Origin of the sequence: Pedobacter agri PB92 (assembly GCF_000258495.1) — a bacterium.
Lineage (GTDB): Bacteria > Bacteroidota > Bacteroidia > Sphingobacteriales > Sphingobacteriaceae > Pedobacter > Pedobacter agri.
The window spans coordinates 1-15423 of the sequence record NZ_AJLG01000118.1 but is presented as its reverse complement, the minus strand read 5'-3'; the positions used below and the strand labels follow the sequence as shown (position 1 = coordinate 15423).

Genomic DNA, 15423 nt, shown 5'->3' with positions numbered 1-15423 from the left:
AGTTCTTGATGTATTCACGGAAAGCATAATCAAAACGATCCTCACCTAAAATTTGATTTCTCAAAATGTTTAGTCCCCATCCTGGTTTAGCATACAAATTAACACCAATATTGCCTTCGATCATTCCATCAGGCATTTGCATGATGTTTTCAAATTTAGGGTTACCAATTACTTGTTTGCCTATGGCATTTAAATTAGCAGGGCGTTCGGCATATTCGCCGTTATTAAAGTTCTTAGATGAAATGCCGTTGATAAATGTATTAAATCCTTCATCCATCCATCCGTATTTACGCTCATTTGAACCAACAATCATTGGGAACCAGGTATGGCCGAACTCATGATCGATAACACCCCAGGCGTTACCTTTGGTTGCTTTCCATCCACAGAAAACGATACCTGGATATTCCATACCACCAATATTTGTTGCAATGTTTACCGCCATCGGATAAGGATATTCAAACCACTGTTTTGAATAATGTTCGATGGTTGATTTAACATATTCTACTCCACGGCCATAAGAATCAACGCCATTACTTTCTACAGGTTGTGCTGAAACGGCTAGGCCTTTTTTACCGCTAGGTAAATTGTAACGGGCAGCATCTAAAACAAAAGCTTTTGAAGAAGCCCAGGCAGCATCGCGGGCATTTACAATTTTGTATTTCCAGGTTAATTTATCTTTTGCCGGACGAGATTTTGGATCAGTAACTTCTGCTTCTGTACGAATATGGACGGTGGCATCGCTGGTTTTGGCAGCGTTCCATCTTTTCAATTGTTCAGCTGTAAAAACTTCCTGAGGATTTAATAATTCTCCTGATGCCATTAAGATGTGGCTTGCAGGAGCAGTTAAGGCCATCGTAATATCACCATACTCGCAATAGAATTCTCCACCTCCCCAGTAAGGTAAGGTATTCCAACCAATTACATCATCGTAAACGCACATGCGTGGAAACCACTGTGCAATGGCATAAATTTCGCCATTTTTCGTTGTTAGATGGCCTGTTCGGTCCGATCCTTCTTTTGGTACGATGTAAGAATAATCAATTTTAATGGTTACCACATCACCATTTGCAGCCATTGGCTGATCAAGGCGAATTTGCATCCTTGTATCTTCAACAATAGATTTGAATTTTACTGCTGCTGATTTTTGCGATACGCTAACATTCTGAATTTTATAACCTGCATCAAACGTTTCCCCTTGTGCGCCATAACGGCTGCGGGCTGGGGTAATCTGCTTCCCTCTTGAATCGTTTTTGAAAGTATTTTGGTCCAACTGCAACCATAAATAAGGTAACTTATCCGGACTATTATTTTTATAAGTGATGGTAACCGATCCGGTAACCAGGCTTTTCGTGTCGTCTAAGCTGGCCGTAATATTATAGTCAACACGGTTTTGCCAATATTTAGGACCTGGAATACCCATTGCTGAACGAAATTCGTTTCCGTTCTGCGTATAAAATAATGGCCCGAAAGCCTCGGCCGGGCTGTAGTTTGTGGTTGGTGCAGTTTGTTGAGCATTTGCTGAGAAAACAAAAGCACAACCCACATAACACAACGCAATTAGTTTATTAATTTTCATGTGAATAAGTTGTAATACAGGCGTAAAGATAAAAAATAAGCACATATGACGCCATATGTGCTTATAATGTTACTTTTTAAAATTGAATATTTTTAATTCACCTTTAACTTCGGTAAATCTTGAAGTTTACGTTGCTGCGGAGTTAACTTTTGCCATGCTGCATAAGCCTGTGAAATATGATAGTTGTATCGAAAAGGTCTTTCACTTTTTACAGCTTCAATTGATGGTCTGTAAATAATCATGAAATTTTTTAATTCTTCTCCCTGTAATTTAGTTAGGTCGGTAATTGCTTTCTCACTGAAGCTGGCATCAATTTCCTCCTGATACATTTCCTTTTCTTCTAAATCTGCCTCTTTTCGTTGTTGTCTTTTATACTTTCCGTAACCCAAATTCAGATTTAAACCGCCAACCTTATCTTTCATCCTTTTCCGTCCTAAATTACCTCCCGTATTTAATAAGGTATATTTCTCAGCCAAAGGATCTTTTGCATCAGTAACCTGGCTATTCATCCGCACAGCTCGTACGTCAACGTCGGCCAGGCTGGTTGATTTTACAGGAAGATAAATGCTTCTGTTCAGCAAGCTGGTTAAGTACAAGGTATCGGTATGGTAACCTACCGCCGAGAATTCAATTAAATCTCCTACACTGGCAGGTATGGTATATTTACCCGTGCTAGTGGTAGTGGTTACCTTTTTGCTGTTTAAATTCCGAACAGAAACACCAGGAAGGGTAACTGATTTTTTATTGTAATCGAACACCACACCAGTGGTAACGGTTTGTGCCAAGGCACCAAAAGGCAGTGCAAGTAAGAGGAAAACGATCAGCTTATACATATATCAAAAGTAACTTAGTAAAACATTTCAAAGCTGCATTTAACAAACTTTAACATTACAACAAACGGATTAAGCAAGTGTTTGCGCATATCGTTCCTCATCGAAAGAAATTAGAATTGCTTTCCCATCCCTTTCGATCACCGGCCGCTTGATAGCACTGGTATTTTCAATCAGATAAGCTATCGCTTTATCCTGGGTATCAATTGCCATTTGCTCATCTTTCGATAATTTTTTCCAGGTTAAGCCTTTTCTATTGAGTACTGTTTCCCAACCAAAAATATTGCACCACTCAGCCAACTTTTCTGTTGTGATGCCTTTCTTTTTGAAATCGTGAAACTCGAAATCAATTTGATGTGATTTCAGCCAATCGATAGATTTTTTTACTGTATTGCAGTTTGGTATGCCGTATACGATCATGGAAGTTATAAATTTTATGTGGTAAGTTCAATTTGCCGGAGCGAAGTTAATAAAGAGTTGTAAGTTTTACATGATAGTTATAAGTTCAGTTTATACGACTTAAGGTGATAAAAGAGTTAGGTTTTATGTGATTAGTTTTACTTTCAGGACTTATAACCTAAAACTTACAACCTACAACCCAACTGTTCATCACATTTTTTGAATCATCCATCACATTTTAAAAATCGAAAGGGTAAGTCTAAGTAACATTGTAGTATAAACAAATACCAACATGATTATTCTCTCTGGCGAAGAAACCGCACCGAAAACGAAAAATATCAATCAACTGGAGTTTTGGATTTCCACTACACTTTACATTTTGGCCATCATAGGCATTTGCACTTCCACAAGTTATGGAACAGGAAATGCTTACCGTTTTATAGATAATCATATTGAATATAGCAGGCTGATTAATTTTTTTCTTCCCGAAACTTTTAAAGTGAGTCTGCTCTATATCAGTTTCTTGCTCATTAACTTCTGTTTTATGCCTCACCTGGCGAAAAAGAACAATGTTTTGCTAAACGTTATTCTTACCGTTCTTATTACCGGGTTTTCAATTGTAGCCTGGATGGTGGCAAATACTTATGCGCAAGCTGATCGTTTGGTAGAGGAAAATGATATCCACCACGGCTATGATATTTTGTTTGGTGAAGCTTTTACCTATATTTTCTTGCTTTATTTGCTGTTTAATATCTATGCCTATTTTAGCGAAAAAGGGATGGTCTTGTTAGAAAAGATTCCTTTCTTAAAGCAATATAACAGCAGCATTATTCACGAAATTTTTACTTCGATAAAAATCTGGCTGATTACGCTAATGGTTTTCGCAGTTGTTTTTTCGCCTACCCGCGACTATGAGTTTGTGGTGATCTGGCTAATTGCGCCTCCTGTAAATATTATTTTTACTTTTTTCTCTATCTATTATATCATTCCAAATCTCCGTAAAACAAATAAGGGCTTTGGACGATACTTTTGGGGAAATGTTGCCCTTGCGATTATGATTTGTCTCCTGTTACTGCTGTTATTGGTTGGCTTTATGCGAAACGGTCCAGCAATTCCCATAGCGTTAATACTCACCTCAATTTGCATGGTTTGTGTAGCCACCCCTTTCGCCTGGTACATCTATAAAAACAAGTTTGAAAAGCAAACCGAAATTCAGATGCTTAAAACAGAATTGGGAAAATCGGATGCAAGTTTAAATTTTTTGAAATCGCAGATTAACCCTCATTTTTTATTTAATGCCTTAAATACACTATTTGGCACTGCTTTACAGGAAAATGCCGAACGAACCGGTGAAGGTATTCAGAAACTGGGTGATATGATGCGTTTCATGCTTCACGAAAATACGCAGGATAAAATCTCGCTCACCAGAGAAGTTGAATACCTCAATAATTATATTGATTTGCAAAAACTCAGAACATCACGTTCAGCTGCAATCAGAATTGATTCTCATATAGAAGAGCAACTGAACAATTTGCAGATTACCCCAATGCTACTAATTCCATTTATTGAAAATGCTTTTAAACATGGAATCAGTTTGCAACAACCTTCTTATATTAAAATGACGCTGCAAACTAAAGAAGCAACCTTGTTCTTTGACGTAAGCAACAGCATTTACATCAAAGCAGATAACGATCCGGAAAAACTGAAAAGCGGCATTGGTTTGGAAAATGTGAAACAACGCCTGGCTTTGCTTTACCCTGGCAAACATGAATTGATTATCCGCGAAAGTGCCAACGAGTTCTTTGTGCATTTAACCTTGCAGTTGGGATAATCAATTTGTAATATTGCCACAAAAAACTATGATTGCCATTGCTATAGATGATGAACCGATTGCGCTCGAGATTATTAAATCTCATGCGTCAAAAGTTCCGTTTGTAGAATTGAATGAAATATTCACCGATGCCTTTGCAGCAATTGGTTATTTGCAGCACAACAAAGTTGATTTAATTTTTCTCGACATTAAAATGCCTGACATCAGTGGCATAGATTTTTTGAAAAGCTTAAGCAACCCACCAATGGTTGTATTTACCACAGCTTATACCGAGCATGCCGTACAAAGTTTTGAACTTGATGCTGTTGATTATTTGTTAAAACCTTTTTCGCTTTCACGCTTTCTGAAAGCCTGCAATAAGGCCCATGAATTGTACAATCTTCGAAACCAGAAGCAGGAAGCTAAAACTGATTTCATTTTTGTTAAAGATGGTTATGAACAAATTAAGGTTGAATTAAACGAAATCATGTATGTGGAAGCATCAGGAAATTATACTCAAATTCAGTTGAAGGATAAACTGGTGAGCACAAGAATTACAATTAACGACCTTGCAGAACTTTTGCCCAGAACAGATTTCATTCGCTGTCATCGTGCGTTCATTGTGCCGAAAAATAAAATATCCAAATTCGACCGCAGCCAAATTTGGATAGGTGAAAAAATCATCCCGATCGGCGCTACCTATAACGGCATTCAGCTAACATAATTAAGGCTTTATAGAAACCCGTATGCCTGCAGAATGCGTAGTAAACTCAGGCGCATACATGCTTTGTAAAGTTGTAATTCCATTTGAGAAATTACCGGCATGCGTAACTTGCATCGCATACTCAAAAATATAGGTGCCTTTGCGTAAATAATTTATAAAGAAATTTGTAGAGGCATCTTTTGTGCTTTCATAATACCCCAATCCATCCTGATACTTGTACTTAGAAATTACATTTACCGGCTCAAAACCAGATGAGCGCATATCTTTCAAATGCATGTATTCCATATCCCGATCACAAAAGATTTCGATTCTCACTTTTACGAAGTCTCCGGGAGCCAGAACATTTGACGCTGAAATTGGCGTAAGCAAATTCCCTTTATCGGTTTGTTTTTGAAGAAATAGTTGCTTATTGATTTTTACGCCTGTTGCTGCTGATGTAATTTTATCCAGTTGCTCAAAATATTGCCAATAATAAGCACCCCAGGCAATGCTTTTATTGTTATTTGTTATCTTAACTTTCGCCATTTCTGGTTTCACATCTTTACCTGCAATCGCTATTTTTTGATAGCCTGTTCCCACTTCTTTTTTTGGCTCGGCTATTCCAAGTTCTTTAAAAGATTTTCCATCGATTAGAATTTCCGGCATTGCAGATTCATTTAGCAAATCATCACCTTGCATCAATAACGCATACGATGCCGCAGCAGTTGCTTTAGTGGTTTTCCAATCGCTGGTTTGCTTGTTTTTTAACAACCAAATTTTCATTTCTTCAACAGATTTTGAATCTTTGGCCACTTCATTAAAAGCCTCAATCAACAGAGCCTGCGTTTCAATTGGGTTTTGATACCACCACCAACCATTATTATTATTGGCCCAATACATACCCATTTCCTCGCTTTGCTGGGCTGATTGTTTTAAAAGGTTTATGACTTTGATAGCCTCTTTATGATTGGCATTACGCTCCAGTATTAATGCAGCCTGTGCCAGCTGGTAAGGCGCCATGTATTTCCATTCGCTAACAATTTTCATCAAATAGTATTGATAAGCTTTAGCAAATTCAACCCCTGAGTTTTTTTGGATGCTATAACTTCGGGCTAGCAAATAATGAATTGCCAAACGATCCGAAAATGTTTTGTCTTTTTGGCTACGTTGATAATCTTCCACCAAACTGGCATCCAGATAATTGAACGCTTTTGCTAACATCTGGTTCATCTTCGGGAAATTTTTTTCATCTACCAATTTACGATGCTTCAACTGCTCTAAACCCATTATAATGTGCTGAGTAATGTATCGGTCTTCCTGCATGCCCGAAAACCATGGAAAAGCACCATTGGAAAATTGCATTTGTTCCAGTTTATCGAAACTTGCTTTAAGCTCGTAACTCATTCTATTCAAATCGAATAAAATAGCCATCCGTTTTCTACGTGCTGTTTCGTTTTCAGCATCTCTAACCCAAGGTGTTTCTTCCAATAAAATTGATTTTAATGCCGGATTTTTATCTAAATTAGATAAAAGAGCTTCACCGTTATTCGTTTGTTGCCACGATTCGAAAACTGTTTTAATTTTTGGTGAAGCGTTGATTATACTTGTTGCAAAGCTGTTGGCATAAAACCTGCTAAAAGTTTGTTCGGCACACTCAAAAGGATATTCTATTAAGTAAGGCAATGCTTGTACTGCATACCAAATTGGATTGGAGGTAAACTCGAAGGTTAAAGATTGGTTTTTTAATGTTGTTGAGCGGCCAGATTGTAATAATTTATCCATCGTAAATGTTTTGTTCAAACCTCCGCGTACGTTGATAGGCATGCTTTCTGTAACTAAAATAGCGTTCGGAAGTACAGGAATGGTCATTTCTTCTCCGTCAGCATAATGATCAGTCTGTGCAGTTAATTTATAGGTTATTGCACCTATGCCCGATGGAATAACTAATGACCATTTTAAAGATTGATTGCCATCATTCTCCAACTTAAAATTTTGCAGGGCTTTATCTTTGCCATCTAAAATAGAAATCACTTTTCCAGTAATACCATCCCTCAATTCTAATATCGCAAAACCGCCAATCGCTTTTCCAGACAAGTTATTTAGCTTTGCACTAAATAAAATCGTATCACCCTCGCGAAAAAACCGAGGTGCATTTGCAGCAATAGAAAGCTGTTTTTGAGTTACTAACTCTTTGGTAACAGTGGTGGTTTTAAAATCTTTTGTATGCGCAAAGCCAACCATTTTATATCTGGTCAACGATTGCGGGATGGTAAACGCCACACTAATTTCTCCAGCTTCATCCGTTTTTAGCTGCGGATAAAAGAAAGCGGTTTCTGTAAAATTTGTTCGGGGCGTAACTTTGGCTTTTTTTACGGGCTTACCATTTATAATGTAGGTATCGGTTTTTGGATCATAACTCTCCATGCTTACAAAATCGTAAACTTTACTGTCAGAAACAGCGATGACTTTCTCAACACCAGCAGTTGGTTCACCGTGTTGGTTATAGGCTATACTATTCGTACCTCTTATTCTAATGTTCGGAGCCGAGCCTTCCACCGCAGATGCAAGCAAAACCTCCTCTCTAGGTGAAACTGTTCCCCCTGTTGCATCTCGCTTCATCTGTGTACCATAACCTGTTACTACGATCTCATTAAGACTATTGCCATCTTCCAGCAACTTAAAATTGATTCGCTTATTGCTTCCTGCTTTTGTGAATATCCGTTGGTAACCGATATAACTGACTTTAATGTTATCACCATTTTTTAAATCGATGCTATAAATGCCGTAAGCATCAGTAATTGTTGTTTTTTTGGCTGAAATAACTGAAACTCCCGGGATCCCATAACCTTCACGATCGGTTACCACACCATAAAATAAACCGGATGATGCCAATTCTGCCAGTTTCCTTTTCGCCGCTTCGCTTAAATACTGCTTTTTAATGGTTTCTACCCGCTCTACATATTGTGTATAATTTTCTTTTAAACCATAAGTACTAAAGTCAAAACCATAATAGTTAATTGATTCATATTCCCGGCTTTCGGTGCTGTAATAACTATAATATCTTCTCATCGGCCAAATCTCATTTCCGGTTTGGATACCGTTGAGCTGGTGTCCCCATTCGAAGATATTATAATTGTAGCTGGGAGCAGTAATTTTATTCCAGGTCATGATTTTTAAATCATCCAATGATGCATCATACAATGATAAAACCATTTCTGCCATTTGCTTTTCGCCTTTTTTGTTGGTAATCTTAAGTTTCCAGACATCTTTCTCACCTGGCTGAAGTTTATCACGAAAGCTTAAAAACTGCACGTCCAAATCCTTACGCTGATTAACAATATTAATCAATTGCATCGATTGATAAATTTTACCATTTTGCACCAGAGTAAATTGTACTGCAAATCCATCAACAAACTTATCTTCCGGTTTTATGCTGATGATTGTTTGTTTATTGGATAGATTTAACCATACCTTTTCTACAATTAAATCTTTATAATAAACTTCATAATAAGCTCTTGCATTTGGCAATACACTTGCTAACCTAAAAATGGCTGATTCCCTTGGTGTAATAGCAGTTTTCTCTGCCACAAGCCATTCCTGCGCTAATAAAATTTTCTCAGCAGGTTCTTTATAAACACGAACAATTTTTTCCGCGATAACGGAATCAAGGCTTTCATTTATCGCCTTAAATTTTACTTTATAATATCCCGAACTCAGTGTGTTTTTCTTAACTATTAAGTTACCAGATCCCAGTGCTACCGTTTGCGTTTGTGTAAAACTAAGTTTGTTTACCGGCCACCGTTCGGGAGTACCATCGTTATCATAATCATCATTTGGAAAATGTTTAATAAAATTGGCCTTATTGAGGCTATATTTTTCCGGCTTTTCCACAAAGGCAGGGTAAACAATTCTACCCGGATACTCTAGTTTGTACCATTCAGCACTTACTTTTCCCTTTACAGGGGTCCGGTTTAAATTAGTAATTGTAAAAGAAATGCTATCATTTAAATTTGATAGGAAAATATTGGCAGGCAATTCAACATTTAGCAATACATCACTTTTTCCGGCATTAAGCATTTGTGATTTCGTTCGGGTTTCTCCATTGATATCAGTAATAGTGACGCTGATATGGTAAGCATAACTGTTGATATTTTTATTTTCAGCTTTGGCCATAAAGGGGATGCTGAATACCCCCCCGGATTTGGTTTGAGTTGTTCCGATTGCAATCTGTTTACTGGAGTTATATCCATAAACCCGATTGTATGCTGCTATAATATTTCTGGAAATAACATATTTAACTTTTGCACCAGTTACCGCATAACCTGCGTAACTGAGCGCCTTACCCTTTACCATTATCGAATCATCTAATTTGTATTTTTGATTTAGCGGATCAAAGGAAATTTCAAAGGTTGGTCTCTTGTATTCTTCCACCTGAATAGCAATACTCCCATAAGCAGTGTTAATGCTCATCTGACCATTTAGCTTGCCTATTGGAATGGTAAATGAGCCTTGAAAGGTGCCAAATTCATTGCTAATTTTTGATGTTTTCTCTATCTCTTTTCTATTCGCATCATTAAAGGTGATATCAACATTTTCGCCACTCAAAATCCGGTTCTTTTCATCCTCAAATTCAAAGTAAATTCCTTTATAAAATACTGTTTGGCCTGGTCGGTAAATTGGCCTATCGGTAAACAACACCACTTTAGGTTTTATCGACAGGTATTTGTATGAACGTTGGTTAATATCCATTACAACCAAGTCGTTGCCACTACTCACTTCTATCCTGTTTACTGCTGCATTTAAGGAACTTTCGGCAAAACCTGCTTTGTCAGTTCGTAACGTTCCTCTATCAACATAAACAAATTTGCCATCTGCGTACTCTCGGTTTTTCTCTTTAATAACTGCATGTTCAATAGCAGCCCCTGTTTCGCTATTGGCTACAAAATACTGGTGATTCATAATTCCAGAAATGCGATTGGTAACAGCCAATTCACTTGCCTGGAATGCAACATAATTAAATACAGCGTCACTATCGATGGTATTTGCGATCATGATGTAACGCCCTTTACCTAAACCATCCAGCTTATCAACTAATGTATGCTCTTGGTAATCATTATTTTCAGGAAAAACTACCTTCCATTCTTTGTAAACTTTATTTGAGGATTTAAACTTATCATATGCTGCCTGATCATTAAAATGATAGCGATCGTAAACCTCATTTACTTGAAATAATTGGATGGATACCCCCTGTACATTCTTATATTTTAAAAATACTTGTGCTGCTTTGCCAGGCACTAAAAACTGGTTTACAGTTAAACTAAATGACTTATTTTTGATGTCAGCGATCAGTTTTGAAAAGTTTTGTGCACCCAAACTTTTTGGATAAGCATTTATAGCAAGATTACCTGTATCAATTAAAGCTTTTAAATCAATACGTTTTTTTTGATCATGGTGATATTTTTTCGAAGCGATTTCAAAAAGCACATCGGCATACATTTCTGAAGATTTTGAGAATTTGGCAAGCTTTTGCAAAGCTGCAACGTATAGTGCCATCTTATCTTCACGTGTGCTCCTGATAAAAACAAAGTTTAATCTTTTCAACTCCACATCTGTTAAGGCACTGATATTTTGGCTTTCCTGATGTGTTTTGATAAGCGTTTGAAAAACACGGAGTGCCTTTGCTACAAAAGAGGTGGAATCTTTACTCGGAATGTTAATTGTTAAAAACGATTGATGACTGTTAAACCATTCGATTTGTTCAAAATCGATGGAATCATCGTTTTTAGTAATCTCTATTTGGGTATTGCTCAATACATCTAAAGCCCGGTGCGCTAACAAATCGTAAAGTGTTGGTCTTAAAAACCGGTTATGGCTTTCACCGGTCATCATTTCGCTTAAGTCATCAATTTTTGTAGCCTGCAAAACTTTAACTTCGGCAACTGACGCCAAGTAATTTTTGGCCGTTTCTTCTAAAAACTTATCGGCAGGCCAGGTTTTGATATCATTGCTTAAAGCCGATTGAACATTGGTTCTGCTCATTAGCCGATATCGATTTTCCTCATAATACTTCCAGTAACTTTCTGCCAGCATCGATTGTAAAATGCTTTTAGCAGGCTGTTTTGCACTGGCAACATCCTTTTTGAGTTCCCTGTTAATTTTTGCAAAGGCGTCTTCTTCTAAATAACCTTGAAACAACATGCGGTACATGGTTGCTTTGATTAACATTGCTGTATTCTGGTCTTTTCTGGCCTTTTCAATTAATGGATTGATCAATGCTATCGCCTCTTTTGGCTTTGTCGCAAGCGCCAGCGAGTCGATTTTTTTAAAACCAGCCTGATAATAATTTGATGTTCTCTTTTGAGAAAAAACGATTAGGTTGGAAGTACAAAAAATAAGAACTAGAATAAACTGAGGTAGCGTTTTTTTCATAATAGAGCTTTAAACTTTAGATGGGAGATTAACTTGAATTCCATAAATAGTTTATTAAAATATGTTCGCTACTAAACTAACTATTTCACATCTTAAAATTACTGGATTATAGAAACATGTGGCTGAATTTCAAAATCATTATCCCGTTAAACTTACAACATTTAAACATTTAGCACTTTCAACATTAATCGCTTAGCATTATCTTTGCCGCATGTCAACACAACTAAAAAATCTTTCAGACTTCTCTCATACCACTGTTCCAAGCGGAGCGGATTACAAATTTGGAATTATTGTAGCAGAATGGAATGCCGAAATTACTGGTGCTTTGTATAACGGCGCATTGAAAACATTGCTTGAAAATGGTGTGGCTGAAGAAAACATCGTATCCTTACCTGTACCTGGAAGTTTTGAATTAACCGGTGGGGCAGAGATTCTATTGAGCAAGAGAACTGACATTGATGCGGTAATTTGTTTAGGATGTGTAATTCAGGGCGATACCAAACATTTCGATTTTATCTGCGACGCAGTAGCCCAGGGCATTACTAACGTTGGCATTAAATATAGTAAACCTGTTATTTTCGGAGTGTTAACCACAAACAACTTAGAGCAGGCGCAAGATCGTGCCGGTGGCAAACACGGTAACAAAGGAGATGAAGCGGCAATTACAGCAATAAAAATGGCCGATTTTTCAGCAAATATTTAAAATTGCGTTTTAATAAAAATTTGTACCTTAGTGGTTTAATCCTCCAATCTAATGAAAAAAGTTGCCATCTTATTATTGGCGGTGTTCTGCACCATTACCATATTAGAATCATGTTCTTCTAAACTTTGCCCGGCTTATAGCTCTTATCCTGAAGGCAAACGCAGAAGAAACTAGTTTTCGATTATCAGATTTTTCATTTTTAGGTCATTTGCAGAACTTTATTTAACTGCAAGTGTTAGCCTATAAAACCATATTTTATGACCTGGGTTAACTTAACTTCAATAGATCAGCTTAATGAGATTAAATCTGCAAGCGGATACAGCCTCATTTTTAAGCACAGTACGCGTTGCTCCATCAGTTCGATGGCAAAAAGAAACTTTGAATTTAGCTGGGATGTTATTCCTGAAGATACGAAATTATATTTCCTTGATTTAATTGCTTACCGCGAGATATCAACTGAGGTTGCTCATTTATTTCAAGTGACACATCAATCGCCACAAATTTTATTAATTAAAGATGGTGATTGCGTTTTGGAAGCATCGCATAGCGATATTTCTGCAGAAGAAGTAGCTGAAGTAATCGCAGCTTAACTGAATCAAAGTCTTCTAAAAAATAAAAAAAGTCGCAAATTTTGCGACTTTTCTTTTATATCATAGTTTTTAAACTTTTTCTATCTCTAAAACCCTGGAAGTTCTATCCCTGGTTTCTTTACAAAGTTGGGCATCTTTAGCCAATTCTTTACCAAAAGTAGGAATCATTTCTTTCATTTTCGCCTGCCATTCATCCGTTGCCAAATCTTCTTTAAAGCAGCGTCCTAATAATTCAATCATAATGGAAACTGCTGTAGAGGCACCCGGCGAAGCACCAAGTAATGCAGCAATTGATCCGTCGCCGGCACTGACAACTTCAGTTCCGAATTCTAAAATGCCACCTTTCTTTTCGTCCTTTTTGATTACCTGCACACGCTGACCAGCATATTCCAGTTCCCAATCTTTTAACTGTGCTGTAGGCAAATATTCTTTCAAAGCGGCCAATCTATCTTCAGGAGATTGTCTTACTTGCTCAATTAAATATTTTGTTAAATCGAGGTTTTGCAAACCAGCCGATAACATCGGACGAATATTATTAAATTTAATGGATTTCGGCAAATCCAAGAATGAACCATTCTTCAAAAACTTGGTCGAAAAACCGGCATAAGGTCCAAACAGTAATGCCTGTTTACCATTAATCATGCGGGTATCTAAATGTGGAACCGACATTGGCGGCGCACCAACAGCTGCTTTTCCATAAACCTTAGCATGGTGCTGCTTAATAATTTCCTCATTGGTACATTTTAACCACTGCCCACTTACCGGGAAGCCTCCAAATCCTTTACCTTCAGGAATATCTGATTTCTCCAGAAGTGGTAATGAACCACCGCCAGCACCTATAAATACAAATTTCGCTACGCGTTTGCGTTTTTCTTTAGTTTCTAAATCCTTAACTTTTATAATCCAGTTTCCGTCTTTATTTTTCTTTAAATCACGGATTTCATGATTAAAATGAAGACTAACATTTTGGTGTTCTTTAAGATGATTGAACATATCACGGGTTAAAGAGCCAAAGTTAACATCAGTTCCCAAGTCCATTTTAGTGGCTGCAATCTGTTCATTTTTTTTACGTCCATCCATAATTAATGGCGCCCATTGCTTCACCAGCTCAGCATCTTCAGTATATTGCATATCTGCGAACAAATTGCATTCATGCAAAGCTTCATAACGCTTTTTTAAGTAGTCTACATTCTTTTTCCCCCATACAAAACTCATGTGCGGAATCTTACGGATAAAATTCTCAGGATTTGAGATCAAGCCCTTTTCAATAAGATATGACCAAAATTGTTTTGATACCTCGAAATGCTCTGCAATTTGAATTGCCTTCTTAATTTCAACAGTACCATCCTTTTTTTCAGGAGTATAGTTTAACTCGCAAAACGCAGAGTGGCCTGTGCCGGCATTATTCCAGGCATCAGAACTTTCCGCAGCCGCAATATCTAACCTTTCATATATTTCGATACTAAGGTTTGGCTCTAACTCTTTCAATAAAACACCAAGGGTTGCGCTCATGATTCCGGCGCCAATTAGAATTACATCTGCGTCAGTTTTACCAACTGTCTTTTTCTTTTTTGTCATCTTATATTAAAGGAGTTACAAATTTAGAATCATTTTAAACATGAAACGAATTTTCGCATATGAAAACTGAAAAATTGCTAAAAAATGTGTTTTTGTTTAAATCGGGTAGAATTAATTAGCAAAAGTTAATCCAAAACGTCAAATTTAGAAGTGAAATTATCAAATCTTCATTAAGATTGGAATGAAAATCTAAACTTTGTCATTCGAGCAGTTAGCTAAATCATCTAAAGTAAAATATAAGCAGTTATTTAAGAGCGAATAATAAAACAAACACTACAGAAATTTGCATATTACCTGCAAATAATCATCTCAAAAAAACTTACTACTTTAAAATTATATTTTTAATTACTGAATTATTTCCTTGCTGAGGTTTTTAAAATGAAGAGTTTAATAATATTGGTTTGTGCTGTCCTGCTTTCCGGTTGTTCCAAAGAGCAAACAGATAAGGCTTTACTGAACCTTGATAAACAAAGACTGGAAGAAAATATCAACTATGATAAGATTGTATTTTACAAGTTTGCTAAAATTGCCATTCGTTCAAATGCAGTTCTAGATACAAGCAATGCAGATTATCAAAAATTTTCATCGCAAACCCGAAATATAATGAAAACCATGCATCAGCTGGATACGAATAAAAAAAGTATCTCAGTTATGGAAGCACTACAACTCTATAACGATTATAGAAAAGTTAAAACTTTGGTTAAAAATACAGATGAAGATATTTTCCCTGGGTTGATTGAAGGTTTTAATGTGATGTATGGCGCTCCTAAAATAGATTTAAAAACCATCAATCCGGTAAGAAAAA

General features: G+C 36.8%; 10 protein-coding genes. 5 read left to right on the top strand and 5 right to left on the bottom strand.

Annotated features, from left to right (window positions below):
- The 3 genes from ON09_RS16320 to ON09_RS16310 form a co-directional block, all read right to left on the bottom strand.
- Positions 1-1576 (bottom strand): M1 family metallopeptidase (locus ON09_RS16320; RefSeq protein WP_010602134.1); only part of this gene is annotated, 1576 nt, incomplete at its 3' end.
- A gap of 92 nt (positions 1577-1668) precedes the next feature.
- A complete protein-coding gene (locus ON09_RS16315) occupies positions 1669-2409 on the bottom strand; it encodes a hypothetical protein (RefSeq protein ID WP_010602133.1) in 741 nt (246 codons plus the stop codon).
- 69 nt (positions 2410-2478) lie between these two features.
- The gene (locus ON09_RS16310) at positions 2479-2826 is read right to left on the bottom strand and encodes a Spx/MgsR family RNA polymerase-binding regulatory protein (RefSeq protein WP_010602132.1); all 348 of its coding nucleotides are present in this window, start codon (positions 2824-2826) and stop codon (positions 2479-2481) included.
- Between the two features lie 271 nt (positions 2827-3097).
- Here ON09_RS16310 and ON09_RS16305 point away from each other — a divergent pair, with 271 nt between their 5' ends.
- Entirely contained in the window at positions 3098-4636 is a 1539-nt protein-coding gene (locus ON09_RS16305) for a sensor histidine kinase (protein WP_010602131.1), read from the top strand.
- A 28-nt stretch (positions 4637-4664) separates the two neighbouring features.
- Positions 4665-5339, top strand: a complete 675-nt coding sequence (locus tag ON09_RS16300; RefSeq protein ID WP_010602130.1) for a LytR/AlgR family response regulator transcription factor — start codon at positions 4665-4667, stop codon at positions 5337-5339.
- Here ON09_RS16300 and ON09_RS24345 read toward each other — a convergent pair whose 3' ends face one another.
- Positions 5340-11747, bottom strand: coding sequence for an alpha-2-macroglobulin family protein (locus ON09_RS24345; protein WP_010602129.1), 6408 nt, complete (start codon positions 11745-11747; stop codon positions 5340-5342).
- A 211-nt stretch (positions 11748-11958) separates the two neighbouring features.
- Here ON09_RS24345 and ribH point away from each other — a divergent pair, with 211 nt between their 5' ends.
- Together ribH and ytxJ are read left to right on the top strand one after the other, a co-directional pair.
- Positions 11959-12450, top strand: coding sequence for a 6,7-dimethyl-8-ribityllumazine synthase (gene ribH, locus ON09_RS16290; protein WP_010602128.1), 492 nt, complete (start codon positions 11959-11961; stop codon positions 12448-12450).
- A 257-nt stretch (positions 12451-12707) separates the two neighbouring features.
- Complete coding sequence (gene ytxJ / locus ON09_RS16285; RefSeq protein ID WP_010602127.1) at positions 12708-13040, top strand: bacillithiol system redox-active protein YtxJ; 333 nt, start codon at positions 12708-12710, stop codon at positions 13038-13040.
- 69 nt (positions 13041-13109) lie between these two features.
- Here the strand turns inward: ytxJ and ON09_RS16280 are convergent, their stop codons facing one another.
- Entirely contained in the window at positions 13110-14618 is a 1509-nt protein-coding gene (locus ON09_RS16280; protein ID WP_010602126.1) for a malate:quinone oxidoreductase, read from the bottom strand.
- A gap of 378 nt (positions 14619-14996) precedes the next feature.
- On the opposite strand from ON09_RS16280, the gene ON09_RS16275 reads away from it, so the two are divergent.
- A partial coding sequence (locus tag ON09_RS16275) for a hypothetical protein (protein WP_039842643.1) occupies positions 14997-15423 on the top strand: 427 nt, incomplete at its 3' end.

Excerpts from the sequence above, each read along its gene's own strand:
- ON09_RS16300 (WP_010602130.1), top strand. The coding sequence starts at position 4,665 with ATGATTGCCATTGCTATAGATGATGAACCGATTGCGCTCGAGATTATT.
- ON09_RS16280 (WP_010602126.1), bottom strand. The coding sequence starts at position 14,618 with ATGACAAAAAAGAAAAAGACAGTTGGTAAAACTGACGCAGATGTAATT.
- ribH (WP_010602128.1), top strand. The coding sequence starts at position 11,959 with ATGTCAACACAACTAAAAAATCTTTCAGACTTCTCTCATACCACTGTT.
- ON09_RS24345 (WP_010602129.1), bottom strand. The coding sequence starts at position 11,747 with ATGAAAAAAACGCTACCTCAGTTTATTCTAGTTCTTATTTTTTGTACT.
- ON09_RS16310 (WP_010602132.1), bottom strand. The coding sequence starts at position 2,826 with ATGATCGTATACGGCATACCAAACTGCAATACAGTAAAAAAATCTATC.
- ON09_RS16305 (WP_010602131.1), top strand. The coding sequence starts at position 3,098 with ATGATTATTCTCTCTGGCGAAGAAACCGCACCGAAAACGAAAAATATC.
- ON09_RS16315 (WP_010602133.1), bottom strand. The coding sequence starts at position 2,409 with ATGTATAAGCTGATCGTTTTCCTCTTACTTGCACTGCCTTTTGGTGCC.
- ytxJ (WP_010602127.1), top strand. The coding sequence starts at position 12,708 with ATGACCTGGGTTAACTTAACTTCAATAGATCAGCTTAATGAGATTAAA.